25 protein-coding genes are annotated in these 25,869 nt (G+C 72.3%); 13 read left to right on the forward strand and 12 right to left on the reverse strand.

Translation table 11 applies throughout. The features are described 5' to 3' along the window. The first annotated feature begins 27 nt into the window (after window positions 1–27). From ACWCPY_RS35670 to ACWCPY_RS35680, 3 genes are all read left to right on the forward strand, one after another. A complete protein-coding gene (locus ACWCPY_RS35670; RefSeq protein WP_072486709.1) occupies window positions 28–465 on the forward strand; it encodes a gamma-glutamylcyclotransferase in 438 nt (145 codons plus the stop codon). Window positions 466–566: 101 nt separating this feature from the next. Then, window positions 567–1,391 (forward strand): purine-nucleoside phosphorylase, encoded by an 825-nt coding sequence (locus ACWCPY_RS35675; RefSeq protein ID WP_362448127.1) that lies wholly within the window; start codon window positions 567–569, stop codon window positions 1,389–1,391. A 59-nt stretch (window positions 1,392–1,450) separates the two neighbouring features. Then, window positions 1,451–3,100, forward strand: coding sequence for a phospho-sugar mutase (locus tag ACWCPY_RS35680; protein ID WP_451272140.1), 1,650 nt, complete (start codon window positions 1,451–1,453; stop codon window positions 3,098–3,100). 36 nt (window positions 3,101–3,136) lie between these two features. Here the strand turns inward: ACWCPY_RS35680 and ACWCPY_RS35685 are convergent, their stop codons facing one another. The 9 genes from ACWCPY_RS35685 to ACWCPY_RS35725 form a co-directional block, all read right to left on the reverse strand. Further along, window positions 3,137–3,961 (reverse strand): phosphate ABC transporter ATP-binding protein, encoded by an 825-nt coding sequence (locus ACWCPY_RS35685; protein ID WP_451272180.1) that lies wholly within the window; start codon window positions 3,959–3,961, stop codon window positions 3,137–3,139. A 36-nt stretch (window positions 3,962–3,997) separates the two neighbouring features. Next, the gene (locus ACWCPY_RS35690; RefSeq protein ID WP_451272142.1) at window positions 3,998–4,939 is read right to left on the reverse strand and encodes a sortase; all 942 of its coding nucleotides are present in this window, start codon (window positions 4,937–4,939) and stop codon (window positions 3,998–4,000) included. Window positions 4,940–5,025: 86 nt separating this feature from the next. Next, complete coding sequence (locus ACWCPY_RS35695; RefSeq protein WP_451272144.1) at window positions 5,026–6,384, reverse strand: Ig-like domain-containing protein; 1,359 nt, start codon at window positions 6,382–6,384, stop codon at window positions 5,026–5,028. 95 nt (window positions 6,385–6,479) lie between these two features. Beyond that, on the reverse strand, window positions 6,480–7,448 hold the full coding sequence (locus ACWCPY_RS35700) for a hypothetical protein (RefSeq protein ID WP_451272146.1): 969 nt from the start codon (window positions 7,446–7,448) through the stop codon (window positions 6,480–6,482). A 189-nt stretch (window positions 7,449–7,637) separates the two neighbouring features. Next, complete coding sequence (locus tag ACWCPY_RS35705) at window positions 7,638–10,082, reverse strand: hypothetical protein (protein WP_451272148.1); 2,445 nt, start codon at window positions 10,080–10,082, stop codon at window positions 7,638–7,640. After that, entirely contained in the window at window positions 10,079–11,779 is a 1,701-nt protein-coding gene (locus tag ACWCPY_RS35710; protein WP_451272150.1) for a phosphate ABC transporter substrate-binding protein PstS, read from the reverse strand. The genes ACWCPY_RS35705 and ACWCPY_RS35710 overlap by 4 nt, the downstream gene beginning before the upstream one ends. Window positions 11,780–11,782: 3 nt before the next feature. Next, entirely contained in the window at window positions 11,783–12,982 is a 1,200-nt protein-coding gene (gene pstA, locus ACWCPY_RS35715; protein ID WP_451272152.1) for a phosphate ABC transporter permease PstA, read from the reverse strand. A 13-nt stretch (window positions 12,983–12,995) separates the two neighbouring features. Continuing rightward, window positions 12,996–14,000 (reverse strand): phosphate ABC transporter permease subunit PstC, encoded by a 1,005-nt coding sequence (gene pstC / locus ACWCPY_RS35720; RefSeq protein WP_451272154.1) that lies wholly within the window; start codon window positions 13,998–14,000, stop codon window positions 12,996–12,998. 61 nt (window positions 14,001–14,061) lie between these two features. Continuing rightward, window positions 14,062–14,442: a hypothetical protein gene (locus ACWCPY_RS35725; RefSeq protein WP_451272156.1), complete on the reverse strand. Its 381-nt coding sequence runs from the start codon at window positions 14,440–14,442 to the stop codon at window positions 14,062–14,064. Between the two features lie 209 nt (window positions 14,443–14,651). Here ACWCPY_RS35725 and ACWCPY_RS35730 point away from each other — a divergent pair, with 209 nt between their 5' ends. Next, entirely contained in the window at window positions 14,652–15,455 is an 804-nt protein-coding gene (locus tag ACWCPY_RS35730) for a hypothetical protein (RefSeq protein WP_451272158.1), read from the forward strand. 58 nt (window positions 15,456–15,513) lie between these two features. Here ACWCPY_RS35730 and ACWCPY_RS35735 read toward each other — a convergent pair whose 3' ends face one another. Next, window positions 15,514–16,167 (reverse strand): PH domain-containing protein, encoded by a 654-nt coding sequence (locus ACWCPY_RS35735; RefSeq protein ID WP_451272160.1) that lies wholly within the window; start codon window positions 16,165–16,167, stop codon window positions 15,514–15,516. Window positions 16,168–16,281: 114 nt separating this feature from the next. Between ACWCPY_RS35735 and deoC the strand changes: the two genes are divergently transcribed. The 3 genes from deoC to ACWCPY_RS35750 are packed head-to-tail and all read left to right on the forward strand — an operon-like array spanning window position 16,282 to window position 19,623. Further along, window positions 16,282–17,283 carry a deoxyribose-phosphate aldolase gene (gene deoC, locus ACWCPY_RS35740; protein WP_451272182.1) on the forward strand — a complete coding sequence of 334 codons (1,002 nt, stop codon included), beginning with the start codon at window positions 16,282–16,284 and terminating at the stop codon, window positions 17,281–17,283. Window positions 17,284–17,288: 5 nt separating this feature from the next. Then, the gene (locus tag ACWCPY_RS35745) at window positions 17,289–18,728 is read left to right on the forward strand and encodes an aldehyde dehydrogenase family protein (RefSeq protein ID WP_451272162.1); all 1,440 of its coding nucleotides are present in this window, start codon (window positions 17,289–17,291) and stop codon (window positions 18,726–18,728) included. Further along, a complete protein-coding gene (locus tag ACWCPY_RS35750) occupies window positions 18,718–19,623 on the forward strand; it encodes an aldehyde dehydrogenase family protein (RefSeq protein WP_451272164.1) in 906 nt (301 codons plus the stop codon). The genes ACWCPY_RS35745 and ACWCPY_RS35750 overlap by 11 nt, the downstream gene beginning before the upstream one ends. Before the next feature lie 66 nt (window positions 19,624–19,689). Here ACWCPY_RS35750 and ACWCPY_RS35755 read toward each other — a convergent pair whose 3' ends face one another. Then, window positions 19,690–20,109 carry a hypothetical protein gene (locus tag ACWCPY_RS35755; protein ID WP_451272166.1) on the reverse strand — a complete coding sequence of 140 codons (420 nt, stop codon included), beginning with the start codon at window positions 20,107–20,109 and terminating at the stop codon, window positions 19,690–19,692. 63 nt (window positions 20,110–20,172) lie between these two features. Here ACWCPY_RS35755 and ACWCPY_RS35760 point away from each other — a divergent pair, with 63 nt between their 5' ends. After that, a complete protein-coding gene (locus ACWCPY_RS35760) occupies window positions 20,173–20,880 on the forward strand; it encodes a uridine kinase family protein (RefSeq protein WP_451272168.1) in 708 nt (235 codons plus the stop codon). A 176-nt stretch (window positions 20,881–21,056) separates the two neighbouring features. Here ACWCPY_RS35760 and ACWCPY_RS35765 read toward each other — a convergent pair whose 3' ends face one another. Continuing rightward, entirely contained in the window at window positions 21,057–21,818 is a 762-nt protein-coding gene (locus ACWCPY_RS35765; protein WP_451272170.1) for a SigE family RNA polymerase sigma factor, read from the reverse strand. 192 nt (window positions 21,819–22,010) lie between these two features. Here ACWCPY_RS35765 and afsQ1 point away from each other — a divergent pair, with 192 nt between their 5' ends. The 5 genes from afsQ1 (at window position 22,011) to ACWCPY_RS35790 (ending at window position 25,826) form a co-directional block, all read left to right on the forward strand. Next, window positions 22,011–22,688 (forward strand): two-component system response regulator AfsQ1, encoded by a 678-nt coding sequence (afsQ1, locus tag ACWCPY_RS35770; protein ID WP_388583446.1) that lies wholly within the window; start codon window positions 22,011–22,013, stop codon window positions 22,686–22,688. After that, complete coding sequence (locus tag ACWCPY_RS35775) at window positions 22,685–24,223, forward strand: ATP-binding protein (protein WP_451272172.1); 1,539 nt, start codon at window positions 22,685–22,687, stop codon at window positions 24,221–24,223. Before afsQ1 ends, ACWCPY_RS35775 begins: the two co-directional genes overlap by 4 nt. After that, window positions 24,223–24,840, forward strand: coding sequence for a hypothetical protein (locus ACWCPY_RS35780; RefSeq protein ID WP_451272174.1), 618 nt, complete (start codon window positions 24,223–24,225; stop codon window positions 24,838–24,840). The genes ACWCPY_RS35775 and ACWCPY_RS35780 overlap by 1 nt, the downstream gene beginning before the upstream one ends. Before the next feature lie 109 nt (window positions 24,841–24,949). Continuing rightward, window positions 24,950–25,528, forward strand: coding sequence for a VanZ family protein (locus ACWCPY_RS35785; RefSeq protein WP_451272176.1), 579 nt, complete (start codon window positions 24,950–24,952; stop codon window positions 25,526–25,528). 94 nt (window positions 25,529–25,622) lie between these two features. Next, window positions 25,623–25,826: a PspC domain-containing protein gene (locus ACWCPY_RS35790; protein WP_451272178.1), complete on the forward strand. Its 204-nt coding sequence runs from the start codon at window positions 25,623–25,625 to the stop codon at window positions 25,824–25,826. Window positions 25,827–25,869 lie beyond the last annotated feature (43 nt).

A 25,869-nucleotide genomic window follows, 5' to 3' on the forward strand; every position in this document is an offset into this window, starting at 1 on the left:
ACCGTCACCTCCCGTACCCTCGAACCCATGTCGCTCTACGCCGCGTACGCCGGCAACCTCGACGCGCGGCTGATGACGCGCCGCGCACCGCATTCCCCGCTGCGCGGCACCGGCTGGCTCAACGGCTGGCGGCTGACCTTCGGCGGGGAGCAGATGGGCTGGGAGGGCGCGCTCGCCACGGTGGTGGAGGCCCCCCGTTCCCAGGTCTTCGTGGCGCTGTACGACCTGGCGCCGATGGACGAGGACTCCATGGACCGGTGGGAGGGTGTCGGGCTCGACATCTACCGCCGGATGCGGGTGCGGGTGCACACCCTGGACGGCGAGGAGCCGGCCTGGATGTATGTGCTGAACGGCTACGAGGGCGGGCTGCCTTCCGCCCGCTATCTGGGTGAGATCGCCGACGCGGCGGAGTCCGCGGGCGCGCCGCACGACTATGTGATGGAACTGCGCAAGCGCCCCTGCTGACCTGCCGACCAGCGCTTTTGTGTGAAAGTACGAGCAAGTGCGCGCAGACTCTGCGCAAGGGCATCTACGCGCGTAGGGAATCACCGGTTACCCTCATCCGCGTGAACGCATCAGTTATTCCGGACCAGATCCAGGGCGACCCGTACGCCGCCGCCTCCGACGCCGCCGCCCGCCTGCGCGAGCTGACCGGTGCCGAGACCCACGACGTCGCGCTCGTGATGGGTTCCGGCTGGGCACCCGCGGGCGATGCGCTCGGCACTCCGGAGGCCGAGTTCCCGGTGACCGAGCTGCCCGGGTTCCCGGCACCCGCCGTACAGGGTCACGGCGGCACGATCCGCTCGTACCGGATCGGTGAGAAGCGTGTCCTGGTCTTCCTCGGCCGCACGCACTTCTACGAGGGCCGGGGCGTCGCCGCCGTCGCGCACGGGGTCCGTACCGCCGTCGCGGCCGGGTGCGGGACCGTCGTCCTGACGAACGGCTGCGGCGGTCTGCGCGAGGGCATGCGCCCCGGTCAGCCCGTGCTGATCAGCGACCACATCAACCTGACGGCGGCCTCCCCGATCGTCGGCGCCAACTTCGTCGACCTGACCGACCTGTACTCGCCGCGGCTGCGCGCGCTGTGCAAGGAGATCGACGAGACGCTCGAAGAGGGCGTGTACGTGCAGTTCACCGGCCCGCACTACGAGACGCCCGCCGAGATCAACATGGTCCGCGTGATGGGCGGCGACCTGGTCGGCATGTCCACCGTGCTCGAAGCCATCGCCGCGCGCGAGGCCGGTGCCGAGGTGCTGGGCATCTCGCTGGTCACCAACCTCGCGGCCGGGCTGAGCGGGGAGCCGCTCAACCACGAAGAGGTGCTGCAGGCGGGGCGGGACTCGGCGACCCGGATGGGTTCGCTGCTGGCCCGGGTGCTCGACCGGATCTGAGCCCCGCGCCCCCGCACACCGGCGGGGGCGAACTCCCACACCGCAGAAAGGCGGACACCGTGTTGCAGGACCTCATCGCGCAGGCCGGGGCATGGCTCGCGGAGGACCCCGATCCCGAGACCCGCGAGGAACTCGCCGGGCTCATCGAGGCCGGGTCCGCCGGGAGTACCGACGAGCTCGCCGCACGGTTCGCCGGCACCCTGCAGTTCGGCACCGCCGGGCTCCGCGGTGAGCTGGGGGCCGGGCCGATGCGGATGAACCGCTCCGTCGTCATCCGGGCGGCGGCCGGGCTCGCCGCGTACCTGAAGGCACAGGGACAGGGCGGCGGGCTCGTCGTCATCGGGTACGACGCCCGGTACAAGTCCGCCGACTTCGCCCGCGACACCGCGGCCGTGATGACCGGCGCGGGCCTGCGGGCGGCGGTGCTCCCCCGCCCGCTCCCCACCCCCGTGCTCGCGTACGCCATAAGGCACCTGGGTGCCGTCGCGGGCGTCGAGGTGACCGCCAGCCACAATCCCCCGCGGGACAACGGCTACAAGGTCTATCTCGGCGACGGCTCGCAGATCGTCCCCCCGGCGGACGGCGAGATCGCCGACGCGATCGACGCGGTCGGCCCGCTCGCCGGCGTGCCCCGCCCCGACGACGGCTGGGAGGTCCTGGGCGAGGAGGTCCTGGCGGCCTATCTGGCGCGCACGGACGCCGTGCTCGCCGCCGGGTCGCCGCGTACCGCCCGGGTCGTGTACACCGCCCTGCACGGGGTCGGCACGTCCGTGCTGACCGCCGCGTTCGACCGGGCCGGGTTCCCCGCGCCGGTGCTCGTCGCCGAACAGGCCGAGCCCGACCCGGCGTTCCCGACCGTCGCCTTCCCCAACCCGGAAGAGCCCGGCGCGATGGACCTCGCCTTCGCGACCGCGCGCCGCGCGGACCCCGACCTCGTCATCGCCAACGACCCGGACGCCGACCGCTGCGCCGTCGCCGTCCCGGACCCCGGTGCCGAGGGCGGCTGGCGGATGCTGCGCGGCGACGAGGTGGGGGCGCTGCTCGCCGCCCATCTGGTGGACCGGGGTGCCACCGGTGTCTTCGCCGAGTCGATCGTCTCGTCCTCGCTGCTCGGCCGGATCGCCGAGAAGGCGGGCAACGGCCACGAGGAGACGCTGACCGGTTTCAAGTGGATCGCCCGGGTGGAGGGGCTGCGGTACGGGTACGAGGAGGCGCTCGGCTACTGCGTCGACCCCGAGGGCGTGCGCGACAAGGACGGGATCACGGCCGCGCTGCTCGTCGCCGAGCTCGCCTCCGTGCTCAAGGAGCAGGGACGTACGCTCCTCGATCTCCTCGACGACCTCGCGGTCGCCCACGGACTGCACGCCACCGATCAGCTGTCGGTCCGGGTGAAGGACCTGTCGGTCATCTCCGACGCCATGGCGCGGCTGCGCGAGCAGCCGCCGGCCGCGCTCGCGGGCCTCGCCGTCACCTCCGCCGAGGACCTGGCACGGGGCACCGAGCAGCTGCCGCCCACCGACGGGCTCCGCTACCACCTGCGGGGCGCCCGGGTGATCGTCCGCCCGAGCGGCACCGAGCCGAAGCTCAAGTGCTATCTGGAGGTCGTGGTGCCGGTCGGTTCGGCGGACGAGCTGCCCGCGGCCCGTGCCAAGGGTGCGGAGCTGCTCGCCGGGATCAAGCGCGATCTGGCGGCCGCGGCCGGGATCTGAGCGGGATCGGGGCAGTCGGCGCGGGACCCCGGGGCGTCATCCGAAGCGGCCGTTCACGTAGTCGGCGGTCCGGGTGTCCCGCGGGGAGCCGAACATCTCGCCGGTCGGGCCGTGTTCGACGACGACGCCGGGCGTGCCCTGTTCGGCGAGGAAGAACGCGCAGTGGTCGGAGACCCGCGCCGCCTGCTGCATGTTGTGCGTGACGATCACGATGGTGACCTCCGCCTTGAGGTCGGCGATGGTCTCCTCGATCCGGCGGGTGGAGGTCGGGTCGAGGGCGGAGCAGGGTTCGTCCATCAGCAGCACCCGGGGGCGTACCGCCAACGACCGTGCGATGCACAGGCGTTGCTGCTGTCCGCCGGAGAGCGCGCCGCCGGGCCGGCGGAGCCGGTCCTTGACCTCGCGCCACAGGCCCGCCTTGGTCAGGCACTCCTCGACGAGGTCGTCCCGGCTGTCCCTGGCCGCCTTGATGCCGTTGAGCCTCAGCCCCGCGAGGACGTTGTCGTACAGGGACATGGCGGGGAACGGGTTGGGTTTCTGGAAGACCATGCCGATCTCGCGGCGGGCGCGGGTGATGCGGCGGCCCCGGTCGTAGATGTCCTCGCCGTCCAGCAGGACCCGGCCGGCCAGTGAGGCGGAGCCGGTCAGTTCGTGCATCCGGTTGAGGATGCGCAGGAACGTCGACTTGCCGCAGCCGGACGGGCCGATGAGGGCGGTGACCTCCAGTGCGGGCATGTGCAGGGAGACCCGGTCCAGGACCTTGTGGTCGCCGAACCAGGCGGAGATCGCTTCGGCTTCGAGGGTGGCGGGGGAGGCGGTGCCGGTGCGCGGCCGGTTCGGCGCGGTGGCGGGCAGCGGCATGGTCTCGGTCATCGGGATACGTCAACTCCTGTTGGTTCAGAGCAGGTTGGGGAGGAGGCGGGTGACGGCCGACGCGACCGCGAGGCCGAGCGCGGCGAGGACGGGCCCGGCGGCGATCCAGGTCTGCCAGCTCCCCCAGACCCGGTGCAGCCAGACCGTGAGGAGTGCGGCGGCGAGCAGCGCCTGCGCCCGGAGGAAGACCGCGAGCCAGGCGCCGCCCTCGCCGGTCTCCCCGCCGAGCGCCTCCTCGGCGGGGCCGATCCAGCCGAGGCGGACGGGGCGGGGCGGGCTGGGCCGGACGGGGGTGGCGAGTTCGGCGTCGACGTACAGCACGCCCGAGGGGGTGTACGGGCCGCCGGACGCGGTCATGAGGGTGAGCCGCCCCCGGGTCCCGGCGGGAGCGGGGAGCCTGTCGCCCGGGCGCCGGACGCCCGACACGGTGTACACGGCACTGCCCTGACCGGTCGTCACCTCGATCCTGGCCCCGGCGGGGAGCTTCGACAGGCCGTGGAACGGGCTGCCGTATCCCCACTGACGCCCCATGATCACGCTGGTGCCCGCCTGTCCCGGCAGCGGGGTGTCGCGGCGGTGTCCGGGTCCCGACATCAGCACGCCGGAGGTGGTGCCCTCGCCGACGACCTCGCGCAGGCCGAGGGCGGGGATGCGCAGAAGGGCGACGGGCGCCCCCGGGGAGAGCGGTTTGTCGTCGTAGGTGCGCTGGCCCACCGGGGCGGTGCCGAGCGCGAGTTGCCTGCGGAGTTCGGCGTAGCCGGTCCGCTGGTCGCGGGCGTGCTGGAGGTGACCGACGACCGTGAGACTGGCGGCGAAGCCGAGGAGTACGGCCGCGAGTACGCACAGCGCCGCTCCGGCCAGGGCGAGACCGGGGCGGGCGGGGGGCCGGGGCGCCGCTCCGGGGCCCGGCGGGGCGGGGGGCGGGGCGGGTGCCGCCGGCGGCGGCGGGGTCAGCACGGTCGTCACGTCGGATGTGCTCCTCGTCGGGGTGGGATGGGGGCGGGTCCTTGGCCGCACGGCAGGGCGGGGGTCGCGGCCCCGCCCCCGTGCGTTCAGAACCGGAGCAGGCCCTTGCGGCGGGTGTGTGTCACGAACGCGGTGCCGAGCCCGCAGAGCGCCAGCGCGGCCGTGCCGAGCGCGAGTGCGCCGGTGCCGGTCGAGGCGAGCACGCCGGAGGCGGCGTCCGGGCCGCCGCCCGAACCGCCGGTGGACGGGCCCCCGGTGGACGGAGCCGAGGCCCCGCCGTCGTCCGCGGAGTCGCTCGGGCTCGGCTCGGGGTCCGGTGCGTCGCCGACGGCGAAGAGGAACTCGACGCTGTGGCCGCCGGTCCCCGGCTCGGCGAGGGTGAGGGTGTACGAGCCGTCCTCGATGTCCGCCGGGACGGTGAACGCATAGGCGGAGACGGTCCCTTCGGCGTCGGCGGTGGCATCGGGGAAGGCGGCCCCGCTGTCGGCGAGGGCGACCTTCACCTTGGCGCCCCTGCCGTAGCCGCGCGCGGTGATCAGGACCTTCTGCCCGGCGGTGAGCGTCGGATTGACGTCCAGGGCTGTGCCGTCCGCGTCGGTGACGTCGAGGTCGGCGGGGGTATCCGGAGTGGGGCTGGCGGTGTCGCTCGGGTCCGGGGAGGGCGAGGTGCCGGCCCCGGTGACGGTGTACGCCACGGCGGCGGAGACGGATTCCGCGTACGCGCCGGAGTCCGCCGGGACGAACTCCGCGGTGAGCGTGTGCGCGCCTTCGGTGAGCGTCTTCGTCCTCGACTCGGCCGTTCCGGAGGCGACATCGGCGCTGCCGAGCTCGGTGGCCCCGTCCAGGAAGGTGACCTTCCCGGTGGCGTCCTGCGGTGTGACGGCGGCCTTCAGCGCGACCTCCGCCCCGGCGGGGGCGGTGGCGGGGGTGGCGGTGAGCGCGGTCGTGGTGGCGGCGGCCGTGCGTACGGCCCAGGAGTCGCCGGTGACCTGGATCCTCGCGGGGAAGTACTTGCCGCCGATGTTGGCGGCGTCGCGGCACATGAGCCGGACGTCGTACGTACCGTCCAGCGAACCGCTCGGGATCCAGCTCCGCAGCAGGGTTTCGAGCGACTTCCCGGCGAGGATGTCGGCGCTGAACGGCCCCTGGTCGAACGGGGCGCCGACGGTCGTCTTCCCCAGGGTGACCGTCCCGCCGGCCGGTTTGGCCAGCACCAGTGAGACCTGCTGCGCGTTCTCGGCGGGGCAGGCGCCGTCGGTGGTCACCCGGGGGAAGGTCGGGTTGTCGGCGGTCCTCCCCGAGGCGACCGGGAACGTCAGCCGGCCCAGCGTGTCCTCGGCCCGGGCGGCCGGCGCGAGGCCGAGGACCGCGGCCGCCGCGGCGAGCAGGAGCGAGCAGCAGAGCAGCAGCGCGGCGGGTGTTCTCGGTGGTGCGAGGTGTCTCATGGTGGTCGGTCCCCCCAATGGGATGCGGTGGTGGATACGCCGTGGAGCCGGGCACCCTGGGGGTGCCCGGCCGTGGCGCGGTTACGGGGTGGTGGTCAGCTCTCGCCCCGGAGGCCGGTGCTGCCGCAGCCGGCGATCGTGCCGAAGCCGTACGTGGCGATCACGCCGCTCTGCGCGCAGACCTTGGACGTGGAGCCGACGAAGGCGGCGGCGATCGTCGGGTCGGTCAGCTTGGCGGTCGGGACGACGTTGTAGACGTCGCGGTTGAAGGGGAAGGCGGTGTTGAGGGTGCCGTCCGTGTTGCGCGGGGCCACACCGTTCACCGAACCGAGCACGGCCGCGCCGCGCCGGTCGACGACGTCGCCCGGCTCGTTGCTCTGCGCGATGTACTGCGCGACGGAGTACGGGGCGATGTCGCCCGCGCTGTCCAGCGCCTCGCCGTTGTGCTCCTGGACGGTGTCGTCGACACAGGAGCCGAAGGTGGACTCGGTGAGGCCCAGCTGCCCGAGGAAGAAGGACCGGGTGCCGGAACCGGACTGGGGCAGCAGCGGGGTGAGCGCCACACCGTTGAGGGACGTCGTCTGGCAGGTGTAGACGGAGACGAGCTGTGCCTTGGTGAGCGCCTTGGGCAGGGCGCTGTCGGAGCGGACGGCGAAGGTGACCGCGTCCTTGCCGAACGGGATCCAGGTCAGGTCGGTGGACGAGGTGTCCGCGACGCCGCGCGAGGAGCGGGCGAAGTCCAGACAGCCGGTGTTGTTGTCGACGGCGTTGCGCAGTGCGTTGATGCCGGCCGAGGAGCCGTTGGGCCGGGCGATCGCGCAGCCGGTGGCGCGGGTCTTGACCGTCGTCGTGCCGAGGGCGTTGTACGAGGCGATCAGCGCGCCGCCGTCGACGGCGTCGCCGAGGCCGTTGACGACGTCCTGGGTGGTGTCCGAGCCGACACCGGCGAGGACCCGGTAGGTACCGGGGGCCGGGTCCGCCGAGGCGGGGGCCGCCATGGCGCCGAGGGCGAGGGCGGCGGCACCGACGACGGCACCGATGCGTGCGCGGGACTTGACGTTCACTTCTGTTCTCCTCCGTGCGTACGGATACGAGGAATGGAAGGAATGGACGCTCAAGCAGAATTCTGAATTCTTTTTCCACCGGCCCGTCGACCGGCCACCGGAGACTTTTCCGTATCCGGTTCCCGGCGGCCACCAACGGCGACGGTTGATCAGGTTACGAAATGCTTTACGAGGCGACACCTGGAGAACTCAGCCGGCCCGGACCGATTTCCGCACGGAAAGGCGGAGCAGAACGGGTCCGGAAAGGCCCGAGATGCCACCCGCGAGCAGCACCCCGATCAGCACCCAGCGGACGACCCCGAGGACCGTGGCGGGGGTCGGGCCGCCGGACTCGGCGACGTTCTGCTGCCCGGCTCCGCCGGGGCCCGCCCGGTGCGCCGGTGCGCCGCCGGTGCCGGAGTCCGCGCCGCTCCCGCCGGCCGCGCCCGTTCCGCCACCGGCGCCGCCCGTGCCGCCGCCCGCTCCCCCGGTCCCGCCGCCGGACGCGCCGAAGCCGCCGGGGCCCGCCGGTCCGCCCGCTCCGGAGCTCCCGGCCGCGGACTCCGGCCGCTCCAGCCGGTCCGCGGCGGCGAGCGCCCGGGTTCGGAGGGTGGCGGGCAGCGGCGCGTATCCGGGCGGGAGCTGTCCGGCGGCGGCACCCGGGGTCTGGCCGGCCCGTGCCGCGTAACGGATCAGTCCGGCGAAGTCCTTGCGCTCGGCCGCCGGGGTGCCGGTGTAGGCGCCCGCGTAGACGACGGAGGCGAGGGGGTAGGCCCGGCCCCTGGCGCCGGCCGGGTTCGGGGCGAGCACACCCGGTGTGGCCGAGTCCTTCATGGCGGCGACGCCGGCGAGCAGCGAGGCGGGGGTGGGGGCGACGAAGGTGCCGTCGGCGTTGCGCAGGGAGGCGGTCCGGAGGCCGTAACGGGCCGCGGAGGCGGCGTCGACGATCGCGAGCACCATGCGCTGGCCGGCCAGCGGGGGCGTGTTGACCAGCTTGGCCGGTGAACCGTTGCCCCCGGCGGCCGCGGTGGTCGTCGATCCGTTGTTGCCCCGGCGGGTGCGCAGCGCGCCCTCGTGCATGTCCTGGACGTACGGGGCGATCTCGGTGGTTCCGTACTCCAGGGACTCGTCCCCGACGGTCACGGTGGTGCGGGTCGGATCCGCCTTGGGGAAGTCGTTCATGCCGGTGTCGGAGTCGAGGTGCAGTTCCTCGAAGTACGGGTTGACCTTCGTGCCCCAGGGGTCGGGGGTGCCGGCCAGGAATTCCCGCGCCTCGGTGTCGGACCGCAGCCACTTCCACAGCATTTCGGTGGTGTCGGAACTCTCCAGCTGCACCATGATGCTCGACGGCGAAAGATAGGGAACCCAGTCCTCGAAGGCCGGATTGAGCTTCTTGAATTCCTCGTCGTGGAAGAGGCTGAGCGGATTTCCCTTGAGGTGTTCGGGGGCCTCCTTGATCCTGCTGACCACGTCCTTCTGGTACGAGGAGGTGAGCATCTTGGCGAGCAGTCTCGGGGTGAGTTTCATCGAGGCGAGCTGTCCGGAGCCCGGCATCTCGACGAAGAAGCCGACGACCAGTCCGCTCACCGCGACCGGGGCGTGCACCGCGGTTCCGGCCGCCCCCTCCCCCGGCGGGAGCAGCGGGTCGACGGTGAAGGCGAGGTGCGGGGAGCCCGTCGTGGGCCGGGCGAGGGTGTCCCGGGCGCCCGCCTCGCCGCTCTGGCTGAACGCGAACTTCGCGCTGCCCGCACCCGCGCAGAGGGTCGACTGCCAGGAGCTGACCGCCTCGGTGACGAGCTCCGAGCCGGTCACCCGGCGCTCCGCCCGGTCGGCCGGGCAGGTGTTGCCGACCGGCTGGAAGTGCAGCGGGACCACGAGGCGCTGGGCCCAGTTGGAGGCGGTGAGCGGCGAGGTCTCCAGCCGGTGGTTCGAGCCGGTTCCCCCGTCCACGTCGTGTCCGCCGCGCGGTACGACGACGAGCCAGCAGGGGCGGGTCCCGGTCCGGCCGTTCTTCCGCACCGGCTCGCCGCAGCCGAGCTGCGAGGCCTCCTGCCCGGACTGCATCTGGAAGGTGAACTCGCCGGTGCCGTCCGCGTGGGTGACGGCGTAGGGCTCCTCGTTGGAGTCGATCGAGCTGAAGTAGGTCCAGTCGCGCGACCCGGAGGTCGCGGTACCGCCGTCGGCGGGGCGGAACGGGACGTACGACTCGCCGGCCCCGTTGTCCACGTACTCCTTCTCGGCGGGGTCGGCGGCGCCCACCCCGATCTGGCGCAGCGCGGTCCAGTTGCCGCCCTGCCCGCCGCTGCCCTGGGCGCCGAACTGGCACTGCTCGCGCGAGGGCCCCCGGGGGTCGTCGCCCCAGCACTGCATGATCTGGAGGTAGTCGTAGGTGAAGCCGTCCTGCGTCGGCCGGCCGCCGGTCCAGGTGATCCGGACCCCCTGGCCCCGGAGCTGTTCGGTCTGGTGGACGGTGACCCTCAGCTTCGAGAAGTCGTCGTACGGGCCCTCGCGGCCGGTCACCGTCACCGCCGAGCCCGTCGCCGCCTCGGCGGGAGAGGTGGTGGAGGGCAGCGGCAGCAGGGCGGTCACCAGGGCGGCGAGCAGGGCCCCGGCGCCGGTGACGAGGCGTCGGGGGGTGTGACGTCCGGGTGTCATCGCAGCCCTTCCTTGCGGCGGTTGCGGGCGGCGAGCGCCCGTGCGGTGAGCGGTGGTCCGACGACCACGCCGAGGAGCAGGACGGCGGAGAGCGCCATCAGTACGCCGCGCAGCCCCGGCGATCCGGCCGCGGCGAGGGTGACCGGGTTGCCGACGACGGAGGCGTCCCCGGTCCCGGCCGCGGCCGAGCCGTCGATCCGCTCGCCGGTGTCGGGGTCGACGGCGCCGGAGGCCGCACCGCCCGCCGTACCGCCGGACGCCCCGTCCGTACCGGAGGAGCCGCCCGACGCGCCTGCGGCCCCGGCGCCGCCCGCACCGCCCGCGGAGCCCTGGCCGCCGCCCGTGCCGCCGGTGGATCCGCCGCCGGAACCGCCGCCGTTCGCACCGGCGCCGACCCGGGTCCGCTCCTTGGCGCCGGCCGTGCCGTCGGCGCACTGCGTGGTGCCGCGCTTGTCGCAGGCCTGGGGGTAAGGGGCGTTCCTGGCAAGGGTGTTGGAGCCGTCGGAGGAGAAGGTGGGGTTGCGGCAGCTCTTGATGTCGATGGCGGCGGTCGGCGCACCCGGGATCCTGCGGACCTGGGTGAATCCGGCTTCGACGAGGTTCTTGGGCAGCGGCGAGTAGCCGAGTTCCTCGGCCTGCTGCTGGCCCTCGCAGAGGAAGTAGTTGGCGAAGGCGCCGAGGGTCCTGCCCTTGGCGGCGGTGAACGGCGACTCGGCCGCGGTAGGCACGATCATGTAGCTGTAGGAGGAGAGCGGGTAGGTGCGCCGGTCGGTCGAGCGGTAGACCCCGTCCAGGATCTGGGTGAGGTAGTTCTCGGAGTTCCTGTCCTCGTTGATCCGGGCCTTCATCAGCGCCACGGCGACGCTGGAGGCGGTCGGCTCGACGTAGTAGCCGGAGGCGTTGAGCACCTTCGCCACCGGGAAGTGGGTCTTGATCGCGTACGAGTACTCGACGTAGGTGATCGCGCCTTCGGCGTGCCCCTGCTTGGTGTAGCCGGAGACGCCGAGCGAACCGGACTTGGCGATCGTCGAGGAGCCCGGCACGACGGGGAAGTACGAGGTCATCCCGCAGGGTGCGGAGCGCCCGGCGCGCCTGCAGTACGCGTCCCACAGTGCGCCGTGCTCCTTGGCCAGCCAGGTGGTCAGCTGCGCGGTCGTACCGGAGCCGTCGGAGCGCACGACGGGGATGATGCGGCGGGCGGGGAGCACCAGGCCGGGGTTGTCGGCCCGGATCTCGGGGGCGTTCCACATCGTGAGCGCGCCGGTGAAGATCTTGGTGACGACCTCGCCGGAGAGCCGCAGATTGGTGACCTGGCGGCCACCGATCCGCAGGTTGTACATGAAGGCCGTGCCACCGGCCACGATCGGCATGTACGCGTATCCGCGCCTGGGCGGCGCGTCCCGCATCCCGGATTCGGTCAGTCCGTACGGGATCTCGGAGACGGCGAAGTCGGCCGTGCCGTTCTTGAACTGCTCACGGCCCACCGAGGAGCCGACCGGTGAGTAGTTGACCGTCATGCCGCTGTTGGCGGCGACATTGCGGCGCCACTGGTCGAGCGCGTTGGAGCTCCAGGTGGAGCCCCCGCCGCTGATCTTCGTGTACGAGGCGGCCCGGGCGGTCGCCGGGTGCAGGGCGAGCAGCGCGCACACCAGTGCCGCCACCGCCGTGGTCAGTCGGGAGACGGTTGCCGGTCTCACTGGTCACTCACTCCTCGTGTCGATGGGGGTCTGCCGGGACCGGGCGGCGAACCGCTCGGCGTCGCGCCGCGACGCCCGGACCCGGCGGTGCTCCTGACGTCTGGTCAGCTGCCCCGGTCCGCGGCCGCCGATGACCCGGGCGAGGACGAACAGCACCAGCACCAGCGCCATCAGGACGGCCGCCGTGCCGAAACCGCGGGCGATCATCGTGGGTTCGGGCGACTTGACGAACTCGAAGGTGGCGAGCGGCAGCGAGACCTGGGGTCCCGACAGCGGGTCGCCGTTGATCTCGGCGGTGAATCCGGCGGTCAGCAGCACGGGCGAGGTCTCGCCGATCCCGCGCGCGGTGCCGAGGATGACGGAGGTGGTCAGCCCGGAGCGCGCGGTCGGCAGCACCACGTGCCGGACGGTGCGCCAGCGCGAGGTGCCCAGCGCGTACGCGGCCTCCCGCAGCGTCCCCGGCACCAGCCGGATCACCACGTCCGCCGCCCTGATGACGATCGGCAGCATCATCACGGCGAGCGCGAGCGACGCGGCGAAGCCGGACCGGTCGAAGCCGAGCGCCAGGATCACCGTCGCGTAGACGAACAGGCCCGCGACGATCGACGGCAGCGCGGTCATCGCCTCGACGACGGTGCGCACGAACCGGGCGAAGCGGCCCGGCACCTCGTTGAGGAAGACCGCGCAGACCATGCCGGCGGGCACGGTCAGGGCGAGCGCGACGGTGATCTGCTCCAGCGTGCCGAGGATCGCGTGCAGGATGCCGCCCGCCGAGAGCGGGTCCAGCGGGCCGGCCTCGGCCATGTCCTGGGTGAAGAAGTTCAGGTGCGGCAGCGCCTTGCGGCCCTCCCACAGCGTGAAGACGACGACGAAGCCGAGCGCGACGACCATGACCAGGCCGAGGCTCTGCACCACGACGGCGGCCAGCCGGTCCCGTACCGCGGGGCCGTTCTCGTCGAAGGAGACCAGCAGGGCGTACAGGGCGAGGAACAGTCCGTACGCGACGGCCAGGAAGCCGACGGTCCCGCTGAACGGCAGCAGCCGGGCGAACAGCAGCCAGGTGATCGACAGGGCGGCGGCCGCGGCGCCGAGCAGCGCGTACACATCGGTGGCGCGCAGCAGACGCGGGGACCGCCGCCGCTCGCCCTCGGGCGGCGCGGCGCGTTCCGCGGTGGTGACGGGCTTCTCGGGTGCGATGGTCATCTGCTGGGTCCCCTCATTCACTCGTCGCGCCGGACCGGCTGCGGGCGGCGATCGACGACGCCGCGAAGTTGACGACGAGGGTCATCAGGAAGAGCGCGAGGCCCGCTGCCATCAGCGCCGACATGCCGAATTCGCTGGCCTCGCCGTAGCGCAGCGCGATCAGCGCGGCGACCGAACCGGCCCCGCTGCGCACCACGTGCCACTGGATCTCGAAGACCGGCGAGATGATCAGGTAGACCCCGATGGTCTCGCCCAGCGCCCTGCCCAGGCCGAGCATGGTGCCGCCGATCATGCCGCCCCTGCCGAACGGCAGGACGACGCTGCGGATCATGCCCCAGCGGGTGGCGCCCAGCGCGTACGCGCCCTCGCGCTCGCCGGCCGGCGCCTGCGAGAACACCTCGCGCATCACCGAGCAGGCGATCGGCGCGACCATCAGCGCCACGACGACCCCCGCGACCAGGGTGGACGAGGTGTACACGCTCTCCGGCGCAAGCGGGTCGGAGGGATCGGCGCCGTCCACCCGGAAGACCGGGATCCAGCCCAGATAGGTCGCGATCCAGCGGGCGGTGGGCAGGATCTTCCCCTCGAAGAAGAACAGCCCCCACAGCCCGTAGACGACCGACGGCACGGCCGCCATCAGATCGACGACGCTGATCAGCGTGCGGCGCAGCCGGGGCGGCGCGTACTCGGAGATGTACAGCGCCCCGCCGACCGCCAGCGGTACGGCGACGGCGACGGCCACCAGCGCGATGAGCACCGTCCCGACCAGTACGGCGGCGATCCCGAAGCGGCCGGCGTCCGGTTCCCAGGCCTCGGTCGTCAGGAACGACCAGCCCGCCCGGGACAGTGCCGACCAGGCCCGGTAGAGCAGGAATCCGCCGACCAGCAGCATGACCGCGAGCACCAGCCCACCGCCGCCGCGGGCCACGCCCCTGAACACGCGGTCGGGCAGTCCCGGATCCGCGTACAGCCGCCGCGGCGTGTCCGGCGCCGCGGTCCCCCTCGTATCTCTCGTCACGCGGTCGACGCTGCTGCCGCGTCATGGACACGCATGCTCCGAGATGTGAATGAGGTGTTCCCTAAGGGCAACTTCCGGTGACGCCCCCCATCTCGGCGAGCAGCCCGCAGAACCGCTCGTACGCGGCCCGGCAGGTCGAATGGCGCTCGTAGGCCCGCGCCGAGACGACGGTGGCCCGTCCGTCCCGGTCCCGGAGCAACCACATCCAGCCGTTGCCCCCGGGCGTGTGCTGCACGCCGCCCGTCAGGCCCTGCTGTCCCGCGCGCAGCTCCTCGAAGGCGGCCCGGCATGCGCCGTGCTCGCCGTACGAACGCGCGGAAACCGCGACCACCCGCCCGTTCTGCGCGATCATCCGCCAGCCGTATCCGCCGTCCGCGCCGATGTCTATGCGGCAGCGCGTGCCGGTGGCGTCCGCTCTGCCGGAACCGCCGTCGTCCGTCATCTCGTCCCACCCCCCGCCGCCCGCTTCGGAAGTCGGGCGGCACGCGCAATGTATGGAGGGCGGCAGGACCGCCGGGACCCGAAACCGCCGCAGCGGTCGGCTTTCACACGGAAGTTGCCCCTCGTGCGCCCGGCATACACGGGGGCGTTCCGCCCGGCGCCGGGCGGTAGTCTGCGGCGACTCGCATACCTACCAGTGAGAGGCCGTGCATGCGCACAGGCAGAACCGGCACCGTGGCCGCCCTCGCGGGAGCGCTCGCCCTCGCGGCGTTCACCGCCCCGGCCGCGGAGGCCGCCGACACCGGCATCAAGGTGTCGAAGATGGTCGTGAACTCGGGCAGGCCCGTCGTCGTGGGCACCACCGAGGAGAAACTCCCCGGTGTCAGCTTCCATGTCACCTGGTCCGCGGGCCACTCGCTCTCCGACGTGGAGGCAAGTCCGTACCTGTACCACGACACCACCGCGAGCAGGGGTGCCGACCACGGCGGCATCTACCTGAGCAGCATGACCTGTTACGAGGACGGCTCGCGCGCCGCCGACTGCGAGGGCGAGCTGTACATCGAGCCGCGCTACACCCTGGACTCGAACAACGACGCCACGACCTGGAAGGTCGGCGCGGCCGCACGCGTCTGGGGTGCGAACGGTCAGCCGAAGAGCCAGGAGTACCTGCCCGCCCTCGGCACGGCGCGGGTCAAGCGTGCCGCGCGGGCGACCGTCAACGCCTCGCCCGAGCCGGTGGCCAAGGGCAGGACGCTCACCGTGACCGGCCGGCTCACGCGCGCCGACTGGGTGAAGCACACCTACACCGGTTACGGCGGCAAGGCGGCGAAGCTGCAGTTCCGCAAGGCGGGCACCAGCACGTACTCCACGGTGAAGATCGTCAAGGCGAACTCCTCGGGCAACCTGAGGACCACGGTCAAGGCCTCCGCGGACGGCTACTGGCGCTGGACCTTCGGCGAGACGTCCACGACGGGCGGCGCGACCGCCGGCGGGGACTACGTCGACGTCAGGTAGGCCCCGGAACATGGGTGGAGCCCGCACCGGCACGGTGCGGGCTCCACCGGACCGGGCCTCAGCCGGTCGCGAGGAGCACCACGAGCAGCACCGCGCCCACCACCGCGGGAGCGATCACCTCGTAGGCCCAGCGCACCGACACCGACGGCTCCGTGGACCCCGCGGCGGCGCCCGCACCACCCGTCCTCGCCCGCTCCGCCAGCTCACGCAGATCGGCCATGGTCTGGTCGGCCGACGCCGTCCGGGCCCGGGTGTCGCGCACATCGGCCTGCACGGACGTGCGGTCGTACGGGTCGTCCAGCGACCGCCGGGACTGCTGCCGGGCCGCCTTCTTCCGCTGCCGCAGCGAGACCGGCACCGCCCACAGCTGGTACTTGGCGCCGCCCTCGGTGAACAGCTCGCTCGAATACCCGGCCCGCAGATCGGAGACCTCGGTCCACGGCATGGTGATCGTCCGGAACGGGTTACGGATCCGGATGCGCCGGTCGTTGGCGAGCACGACGGGCCGCAGCGTGAACGCGACGACCAGCGGCACCGAGGTCAGCATCCCCGCCAGCGCCAGCCACGGCACCCGGCCGTCCCCGCGGATCGCGGCGTCCCCGCCGATCCAGAGGATGAGCACAAGCAGCAGGACGCCCCCGACGATCCCGGCGGGCGAGCGGAAGGTCCGGTCGGCGTAGACCGGCTCGGCGGGTGGTGTGGGGCTCGTCATGGGCCCGATTCTGCCTGACGGGGGCACGGTGCCGCCCGGCGGACCGCGCCCCGCGCGGAGAGGTGGTCCCCCTGTACAGGTCGCTACGCGCGTAGATATGCTCCTCTGGTGACCATGCCCACCACAGCCCCCTCCCCCAGGCTCTCAGCTGCGTTCGAGCAGGGAGGTGCCCCCCTCGCCGACGCGACCGCGTCCGACAGTGCGCTGCGCCGCTTCCTGCACGGGCTGCCCGGCGTCGACGCCGTCGGCCTCGAAGCGCGCGCCGCGTCCCTCGGCACGCGTTCGATCAAGACGACGGCCAAGGCCTACGCCATCGACCTGGCCATCTCGATGATCGACCTGACGACGCTGGAAGGCGCGGACACCCCGGGCAAGGTCCGGGCCCTCGCCGCCAAGGCCGTCAACCCCGACCCGACCGACCGCACGACCCCGCGCACCGCGGCGGTCTGCGTCTACCCCGACATGGCGGCGACCGCCGTCGCCGCGCTGGCCGGTTCCGGTGTGAAGGTGGCGTCGGTGGCGACGGCCTTCCCCGCCGGCCGCGCCGCGCTCGACGTGAAGCTCGCGGACGTCCGCGACGCCGTGGCCGCCGGGGCCGACGAGATCGACATGGTGATCGACCGGGGGGCCTTCCTCTCCGGCCGCTATCTGAAGGTGTACGAGGAGATCCTCGCCGTGAAGGCGGAGTGCGCGCGGGCCGACGGCACCGACGCCCGCCTGAAGGTGATCTTCGAGACCGGCGAGCTGTCCACGTACGACAACATCCGCCGCGCCTCCTGGCTCGGCATGCTGGCCGGCGCCGACTTCATCAAGACCTCGACCGGCAAGGTCGGGACGAACGCCACGCCCGCGAACACCCTGCTGATGCTGGAGGCCGTGCGCGACTTCCGCGCGCAGACCGGTGTGCAGATCGGCGTGAAGCCGGCCGGCGGCATCCGCACGTCCAAGGACGCGATCAAGTTCCTGGTGCTGGTGAACGAGACCGCGGGCGAGGACTGGCTGGACAACCACTGGTTCCGCTTCGGCGCCTCCAGCCTGCTGAACGATCTGCTGATGCAGCGCCAGAAGCTCAGCACCGGCCGTTACTCCGGCCCCGATTACGTGACGGTGGACTGATCCCCATGGCATCTGTATTCGAGTACGCCCCCGCCCCCGAGTCGCGCTCGGTCGTCGACATCGCCCCCTCGTACGGGCTGTTCATCGACGGCGAGTTCACCGAGGCGGCCGACGGCAAGGTCTTCAAGACCGTCTCGCCGAGCAGCGAAGAGGTGCTCTCCGAGGTCGCGCAGGCCGGCGCCGCCGACGTCGACCGGGCCGTGAAGGCGGCCCGCAAGGCGTTCGAGAAGTGGTCGGCGCTGCCCGGCTCCGAGCGCGCCAAGTACCTCTTCCGGATCGCCCGGATCATCCAGGAGCGCAGCCGCGAGCTCGCCGTCCTCGAAACCCTCGACAACGGCAAGCCGATCAAGGAGACCCGCGACGCGGACCTCCCGCTGGTCGCGGCGCACTTCTTCTACTACGCGGGCTGGGCCGACAAGCTGGACCACGCCGGCTACGGCGCGAACCCGCGCCCGCTCGGTGTCGCGGGCCAGGTCATCCCGTGGAACTTCCCGCTGCTCATGCTCGCGTGGAAGATCGCACCGGCGCTCGCCACCGGCAACACGGTGGTCCTCAAGCCCGCCGAGACGACCCCGCTCTCCGCACTGTTCTTCGCGGACATCTGCCGCCAGGCGGGCCTGCCCAGGGGCGTCGTGAACATCGTCACCGGGTACGGCGACGCGGGCGCCGCGCTCGTCGCCCACGAGGACGTGAACAAGGTCGCCTTCACCGGCTCGACCGCGGTCGGCAAGGCCATCGCCCGCCAGGTCGCCGGTACGGACAAGAAGGTCACCCTCGAACTGGGCGGCAAGGGCGCCAACATCGTCTTCGACGACGCCCCGGTCGACCAGGCCGTCGAGGGCATCGTCACCGGCATCTTCTTCAACCAGGGCCAGGTCTGCTGCGCGGGCTCGCGGCTCCTGGTCCAGGAGTCGGTCCAGGACGAGGTGCTGGACGCGCTGAAGCGCCGGCTGTCCACCCTCCGGCTCGGCGACCCGCTGGACAAGAACACCGACATCGGTGCGATCAACTCCGCGGAGCAGCTCGCCCGGATCACCGCACTCGCCGAGACGGGCGAGGCGGAGGGCGCCGAACGCTGGAGCGCCCCCTGCGAACTCCCCTCCGCCGGTTACTGGTTCGCCCCGACGCTGTTCACCAACGTCACCCAGGCGCACACCATCGCCCGCGACGAGATCTTCGGCCCGGTGCTGTCGGTGCTGTCGTTCCGCACGCCCGACGAGGCGGTCGCCAAGGCCAACAACAGCCAGTACGGCCTCTCGGCCGGCATCTGGACGGAGAAGGGCTCCCGCATCCTCGCGGTGGCGAACAGGCTCCGGGCGGGCGTCGTCTGGGCCAACACGTTCAACAAGTTCGACCCGACCTCGCCCTTCGGCGGCTACAAGGAGTCGGGCTTCGGCCGCGAAGGCGGCCGTCACGGCCTGGAGGCGTACCTCGATGTCCGATAACCGTCTGAGCGTCTTCAAGACCTACAAGCTGTACGTCGGGGGCAAGTTCCCCCGCTCCGAGAGCGGCCGGGTGTACGAGGTGACGGACTCGAAGGGCAAGTGGCTGGCGAACGCCCCCCAGTCCTCCCGCAAGGACGCGCGCGACGCGGTCGTGGCCGCCCGCAAGGCGTTCGGCGGCTGGTCGGGGGCGACCGCGTACAACCGCGGCCAGATCCTCTACCGCGTCGCGGAGATGCTGGAGGGCCGCAAGGACCAGTTCGTACGCGAAGTGGCCGACGCCGAGGGCCTGTCGAAGTCCAAGGCGGCGGCCGCCGTCGACGCGGCGATCGACCGCTGGGTCTGGTACGCCGGGTGGACCGACAAGATCGGCCAGGTCGTGGGCGGGGCGAACCCGGTCGCGGGCCCGTTCTTCAATCTGTCCACCCCCGAGCCCACCGGTGTGGTCACGGTCCTGGCGCCCCAGGAGTCCTCGTTCCTGGGCCTGGTCTCGGTGATCGCCCCGGTGATCGCGACCGGCAACACGGCCGTCGTCATCGCTTCGGCGGCCTCCCCGCTGCCCGCGCTCTCGCTGGGCGAGGTGCTGGCCACCTCCGACCTGCCGGGCGGAGTGGTGAACATCCTGTCCGGGAGGACCGCGGAGATCGCCGCCCCGCTCGCCTCCCACCAGGACGTCAACGCCATCGACCTCACGGGCGCCGACACCGCGCTGGCGAAGGAGCTGGAGATCGCGGCGGCGGACAACCTGAAGCGCGTCCTGCGCCCGCCCGTCTCCCCGGACGGCGGCGCCACGGACTGGACGGCCGATCCGGGCACCCACCGCCTGACGGCCTTCCTGGAGACCAAGACGGTCTGGCACCCGACGGGCGCCCTGGGCGTCTCGGGCTCCTCGTACTGACCGGATCCCCGCACGTCGACGGCCTGTTCCTCCGGCACCCCGGCGGAACAGGCCGTCGACGGCCGCTCAGCCGCCGTGCAGCGCCTGTGCCACCGGCCCGACCAGCGGCAGGTCCTTCAGTGCACCGCCGCTGGTCAGCGGGTCGGTGACGGCGGCCGTGGACACCGGCTTGAAGTCGGCGAGCTGCGTACCCACCGCGTTGTCCAGCGGATCCGTGCCGGTGCCGGCCAGCGGGTCGAGCCGCAGATGCGTCACCGGGGCGATGCCGTTGCGGAGCGAGTGACCGAGCGCCCCGGTCACCGCACCCCCGGCGGCCTCCCCGGCCTCGCCGAGGCCGGTGTCGGCGCCCACGACCGGCACGTGGGGCAGCGGCGCCGCCTGGGCCGCCGCACCCCCCGCGCCGAGCGCGGCACCCACCGCGGTGACGGTCAGACCTGCCCTCAGCAGAGCGCGGCGCCGGGACCTGGAAAGTGCATGACGTGCCATGGAGTTCCCACCTGATCGAGACGATCGAGTAATCATCTGAGTGCGTAGAGTAGTTGAGGTGTGATGCTCGATACCAACACGGGCACCGGGGGATCCCCTGCGCGGGTCAATGCCTCACACTCATGTTCTGTGAATTCCCAACCGATCCCGACCCGCGTGGTGCTGCTCGCGGGCCCTTCCGGCTCCGGCAAGTCCTCCCTCGCCGCCCGCACCGACCTGCCGGTGCTGCGCCTGGACGACTTCTACAAGGAGGGCGACGACCCCACGCTGCCGCTCGTCCCCGGCAGCACGGACATCGACTGGGACTCCGCGCAGTCCTGGGACGCCGACGCCGCGGTCGCCGCGATCGAGGAACTCTGCCGCACGGGCCGCACCCACGTCCCGGTCTACGACATCTCCACCAGCTCCCGGGTCGACCGGGAGGCCCTCCACATCCAGCGCACGCCGCTGTTCGTGGCCGAGGGGATCTTCGCCGCGGACATAGTCGAGCGGTGCCAGGAACTGGGCGTACTGGCGGACGCGCTGTGCCTGCGCGGCCGTCCGACGACGACGTTCCGCCGCCGGCTGCTGCGGGACCTGCGCGAGGGACGCAAGTCGGTGCCGTTCCTGCTGCGGCGCGGGTGGCGGCTGATGCGGGCGGAGCGGCGGATCGTGGCGCGGCAGACGGCGCTGGGCGCGCATCCCTGCGGCAAGGAAGAGGCCCTGGGCCGGCTGGCCGCGGCGGCGGCGGGCCGCTGCCGACGGGCGCCCGCGGCACGCGGCACGGCGTAGCGGGCCCGCCCCGTACACACGCGAACGGGGTCGGACAGGCCCCCCGGCCCGTCCGACCCCGCAGCACTTCCCCCGTACTCCGCTACCTCCCCCGAAGCAGCGCCCCCGTGCTTCCCCCGTACTCCGCCACCTCCCCCGAAGCGGCGGCCCCGTGTTCCCCCGTGTTCCCCCTCGCCTCAGGCCACCAGCTCACCGAAGGACTCCTCCTCGTCACGGCCGAAGCTGAGGACCTCGTCCTCGCGCAGCCGGCGGAGCGACCGCCAGATGCTGGACTTCACCGTGCCGACACTGATGTCGAGGATGGCCGCGATCTCCGGATCGGTGCGGCCCTCGTAGTAGCGGAGGACCAGCATCGTGCGCTGGAGTTCCGGCAGCCGCGCCAGCGCCTGCCAGAGCACGGCGCGCAGTTCCGTGCCGCGCATCGCGTCCGTGTCGCCCGCCGTCTCCGGCAGCTCCTCGGTCGGGTACTCGTTGAGCTTGCGCCTGCGCCAGGCGCTGATGTGCAGATTGGTCATGGTGCGGCGCAGATAGCCGCCGACCGCCGCCTTGTCACTGATCCGGTCCCACGCCCGGTACGTCGAGAAGAGGGCGCTCTGCAGCAGGTCCTCGGCCTCGAACCGGTCGCCGGTCAGGTGGTAGGCGGTCGCGTACAGGGAGGCGCGGCGCTCCCGGACGTAGGCCGTGAACGCCGCTTCGGCGTCCTCGCCCTGCGCCGGAGCCGTCCGCTCCCCCGTGCCCTCCCCGTACGCCTTGCCCCCGTTGTTCCCCCCGTTGCCCCCCACGGGCACGTCAACCACCGTCATGTACGACGGGTGCTGACGCCCGGCGCCACGAACGCACCCCCGTCCACTCCCGGCGCCGGACTTCTCGGTGCCCCTGCCGACGTCATGGAGACGCGTGACAACTGCGCTTGCGGTGATGCTGTGAGTTGCGTTCATCTCGCGCCCCCCATCGGTGGAGTCCGTCCGTTCCTTGTGCCAATGAGCTTGCCGGGGCAGTTTCATGGCGCTGTCCGCCGACTGTCACAGGCCTGTCACAGGGCCTGCCGTCCGTGCGCGGAAGGTGCGCCGGAGGTATGAGTCGGCCCCAACTGTCGAACTGAGGCTCTGCCATGGGTCAGAATGACCAGCGTGCCTTTCCTGTTGCTGATCGAGGACGACGACGCCATCCGCACGGCCCTCGAACTCTCGCTGTCGCGCCAGGGCCACCGTGTGGCCACTGCCGCGACGGGAGAGGACGGCCTGAAACTGCTGCGTGAGCAGCGGCCGGACCTGGTCGTGCTGGATGTGATGCTGCCCGGGATCGACGGCTTCGAGGTGTGCCGGCGCATCCGGCGCACCGACCAGCTGCCGATCATTCTGCTGACCGCCCGCAGCGACGACATCGACGTCGTGGTCGGGCTGGAGTCCGGTGCCGACGACTATGTGGTGAAACCCGTGCAGGGCCGGGTGCTCGACGCCCGCATCCGCGCGGTGCTGCGTCGCGGCGAGCGCGAATCCACCGACTCCGCGTCCTTCGGGAGCGTGGTGATCGACCGTTCCGCGATGACCGTGACCAAGAACGGGGAGGACCTGCAGCTCACGCCGACCGAGCTGCGCCTCCTGCTGGAGCTGAGCCGCCGCCCGGGCCAGGCCCTGTCGCGGCAGCAGTTGCTGCGGCTGGTCTGGGAACACGACTACCTCGGTGACTCCCGGCTGGTCGACGCGTGCGTGCAGCGGCTGCGGGCCAAGGTGGAGGACGTGCCGTCCTCGCCGACACTGATCCGTACCGTCCGGGGTGTGGGCTACCGGCTGGACTCGCCTCAGTGAGCAATGCCGTCAAACGGAGCCTGCTCACCGGGCTTCGCTGGACCAGTCTGCGGCTGCGTCTCGTCGTGGTGTTCGCCCTGGTGGCGCTGACCGCCGCGGTCTCCGCGTCGGGGATCGCGTACTGGCTGAACCGCGAGGCCGTGCTGACCCGTACCCAGGACTCCGCCCTCGGGGACTTCCGCCAGGAGATGCAGAGCCGGGCGGCCTCGCTGCCGCTCCACCCCACCAGGGACGACCTGCAGAACGCCGCCGTGCAGATGGCGAGCAGCTCGCCCGGCTACAGCGTGCTGCTGGTCGACGAACGCGACACCGGCAAGCCGATCGTCGGCAACTCCGACCTGGACACCTTCACGCTCGACAACGTACCGCTGTCGCTCCAGAAGGCGGTCAACAAGAAGCAGCCGCTGGAAGCGGGCAACAAGTACGAGTACCACCTGTTCTGGCAGCGGACCAGCATCCGCGGCACGCCGTACCTGGTGGGCGGTACGAAGATCATCGGCGGTGGCCCGACCGGCTACATGCTGAAGTCGCTCGACCAGGAACGGCAGGACCTCAACTCCCTGGCCTGGTCCCTGGGGATCGCCACCGGGCTCGCGCTGATCGGCTCGGCGCTGCTCGCGCAGGCCGCGGCGACCACCGTGCTGCGGCCCGTGCAGCGGCTCGGCGACGCCGCCCGCAAGCTCGGCGAGGGCAAGCTCGACACCCGGCTCGTGGTCTCCGGCACGGACGAACTGGCCGACCTCTCCCGTACGTTCAACAGAACCGCGAGTTCGCTGGAGAAACGGGTCGCGGACATGAGCGCACGGGACGAGGCGAGCCGGCGGTTCGTCGCCGACATGTCGCACGAGCTGCGCACCCCGCTCACCGCGCTGACCGCCGTCACCGAGGTGCTGGAGGACGAGGCGGACAGCCTCGACCCGATGATCGCGCCCGCGGTACGCCTGGTGGTGAGCGAGACCCGGCGACTGAACGACCTGGTGGAGAACCTGATGGAGGTCACCCGCTTCGACGCGGGTACGGCCCGGCTCGTCCTCGACACCGTCGACGTCGCGGACCAGGTCACCGCCTGCATCGACGCCCGCGCCTGGCTGGACGCGGTGGATCTGGACGCCGAGCGCGGCATGATGGTCCGCCTCGACCCGCGCCGGCTCGACGTGATCCTGGCGAACCTGATCGGCAACGCGCTCAAGCACGGCGGTTCGCCGGTACGGGTAGCAGTGCGGACCGAGGGCGACGAACTCGTCATCGAGGTCCGCGACCACGGCCCCGGTATCCCCGAGGACGTACTGCCGCACGTCTTCGACCGGTTCTACAAGGCCAGCGCCTCGCGCCCGCGCTCCGAGGGCAGCGGCCTCGGCCTGTCGATCGCCATGGAGAACGCGCACATCCACGGCGGTGACATCACGGCCGCGAACTCGCCGGACGGCGACGGCGCGGTGTTCGTGCTGCGGCTTCCGCGCGATGCCGAGCCGCTCACCCGTTCCGCCGACGGGCACGACACCGGGGACCGGGACGAGGAGGACGACGCGACGTGATGGGCAGCGACAACCGCCGGGCGCGCCGCTCGGCCCTGGCACTGGCCGGGGCCGTGACCGGCGCCGTGCTGGCCGCGGGCTGCGGGATCAGGTCCACCTCGGTGCCGGTGGACGCCGGGGCCGCGCCGTCCCAGGTGCCGTGCACGATGTCCGCGGAGAACGTCACGACACAGGCACTCAAGGGCATACCCGTACAGATCTATCTGGTCTGCTCCTCGCAGCTGGTCACGGTGGACCGCACGGTGCAGGCCGACGGGAACGGCTCGGACCGGGTGCCGGTCGCGCAGGCGCTCCTGGACGAACTGCGCCGCAAGCCGCCGGCCACGGAACGGCAGGCCGGGTACTCCACGGCCGTCCCGAAGAACCTGCGGGTCGTCGCGGCCCGCCCCGGCGACCGACAGGGCACCCTGCGGCTCAGCGAGCAGCCGGAGGACCTGCGTTCCGAGGCGCTGGCGCAGATCGTGTGCACCTACGCGGAGAGCGAGACGCTCGCCCCCCGGGGCACGGTCGTACTGGGCGGGCCCGGGAACTACGCGCCGCGCGGCTATCTGTGCACCTCGGAGATGAAGGCGAGACCGAAGACCGTCCCGACACCGGTGGCGGGCACCGGCGGCTGACCGGCCCGCGCCGGCCCGGTCGCCCGCCCTCCCGTGCCGGTCAGGCGCCCGCCGGGCCGGATTCCGGGCCGGCGGAACCGATCCTGCCGTTCGCCGCGTCTTGGGGTGCGTGCGTCAAGGTTCGGACGGTCAAACCGTCATCCGTTTCCGCGCGGCCGGGGTAGCTCTCCTCCTCGCGCATCTGCTGCTCGTCGGGTGGCTGACGCTGCGCCCCCTCGACGTGCCGTGGACGACCGCCTCGAATCTTCAGCCGCTCGCCGGCATCAGAGCCGATCTGTCCCTCGGCCCGGTCGAGGCGACCCGCCGGATCGGCGAGGGGCTGCTGCTGCTCGCCCCGCTGGGCATACTGCTGCCGATGGCCGGTGGCCGGCTCACCGTCTCGCCCTGGGCCTCGCTCGCCCGCACCGTCGCGGCGGGGTCACTGATCTCCACGACCATCGAACTGGCCCAGACCGGAGTGCCCGGACAGGTCGTCGACGTCGACTCGCTGCTGCTGAACACCACCGGCGTGGCGCTCGCCCATCTGCTCGTCGTCCCCATGTGCCGGGCGCGGCTGCGCCGCCGGAAGCAGGGGCGGACCGGGGCGGTATGCCACCCCGGGGACGGGACCGGGGCGGTGCCCCACCGCAGGGACGAGACCGGTCAGGGTGCGACCCCGACGATTCCAAGGGTCGGGATCGCCCCGTAGAGCGACGCTTTGCCCCCGTTCGCCGGGCCACCATGGAGCCATCGGGAGCACGACGGAGCTGCTCCCTCAGCAACGGTTCGCGAAGGAGCCCACCATGGCCGCACTTGCCCGCCCCCGTGACGGACGCATGATCGGCGGAGTGTGCGCAGCGCTGGCAAGGCGCTTCGGCATCTCCGCGGGAACCATGCGCGTCATCTTCCTGGTCTCCTGCCTGCTGCCGGGGCCGCAGTTCCTGCTCTACCTGGCGCTGTGGCTGCTGTTCCCGTCCGAGGAGACCTCGTCGGCCACCAGCTGGTGACCCTCGCACACACGTATACGCCTGTGGGGCGGACACCCGGTCC

The organism is Streptomyces sp. NPDC002403 (genome assembly GCF_053593015.1).

Coding starts and splice junctions, on each gene's coding strand:
- ACWCPY_RS35765 (WP_451272170.1), bottom strand. CDS start 21,818: ATGAACGCAACTCACAGCATCACCGCAAGCGCAGTTGTCACGCGTCTC.
- ACWCPY_RS35735 (WP_451272160.1), bottom strand. CDS start 16,167: ATGACGAGCCCCACACCACCCGCCGAGCCGGTCTACGCCGACCGGACC.
- ACWCPY_RS35695 (WP_451272144.1), bottom strand. CDS start 6,384: ATGAGACACCTCGCACCACCGAGAACACCCGCCGCGCTGCTGCTCTGC.
- ACWCPY_RS35725 (WP_451272156.1), bottom strand. CDS start 14,442: ATGACGGACGACGGCGGTTCCGGCAGAGCGGACGCCACCGGCACGCGC.
- ACWCPY_RS35685 (WP_451272180.1), bottom strand. CDS start 3,961: ATGCCGCTGCCCGCCACCGCGCCGAACCGGCCGCGCACCGGCACCGCC.
- deoC (WP_451272182.1), top strand. CDS start 16,282: ATGCCCACCACAGCCCCCTCCCCCAGGCTCTCAGCTGCGTTCGAGCAG.
- ACWCPY_RS35790 (WP_451272178.1), top strand. CDS start 25,623: ATGGCCGCACTTGCCCGCCCCCGTGACGGACGCATGATCGGCGGAGTG.
- ACWCPY_RS35760 (WP_451272168.1), top strand. CDS start 20,173: ATGCTCGATACCAACACGGGCACCGGGGGATCCCCTGCGCGGGTCAAT.
- ACWCPY_RS35780 (WP_451272174.1), top strand. CDS start 24,223: ATGGGCAGCGACAACCGCCGGGCGCGCCGCTCGGCCCTGGCACTGGCC.
- ACWCPY_RS35730 (WP_451272158.1), top strand. CDS start 14,652: ATGCGCACAGGCAGAACCGGCACCGTGGCCGCCCTCGCGGGAGCGCTC.
- ACWCPY_RS35705 (WP_451272148.1), bottom strand. CDS start 10,082: ATGACACCCGGACGTCACACCCCCCGACGCCTCGTCACCGGCGCCGGG.
- ACWCPY_RS35755 (WP_451272166.1), bottom strand. CDS start 20,109: ATGGCACGTCATGCACTTTCCAGGTCCCGGCGCCGCGCTCTGCTGAGG.
- ACWCPY_RS35670 (WP_072486709.1), top strand. CDS start 28: ATGTCGCTCTACGCCGCGTACGCCGGCAACCTCGACGCGCGGCTGATG.
- ACWCPY_RS35745 (WP_451272162.1), top strand. CDS start 17,289: ATGGCATCTGTATTCGAGTACGCCCCCGCCCCCGAGTCGCGCTCGGTC.
- pstA (WP_451272152.1), bottom strand. CDS start 12,982: ATGACCATCGCACCCGAGAAGCCCGTCACCACCGCGGAACGCGCCGCG.
- ACWCPY_RS35750 (WP_451272164.1), top strand. CDS start 18,718: ATGTCCGATAACCGTCTGAGCGTCTTCAAGACCTACAAGCTGTACGTC.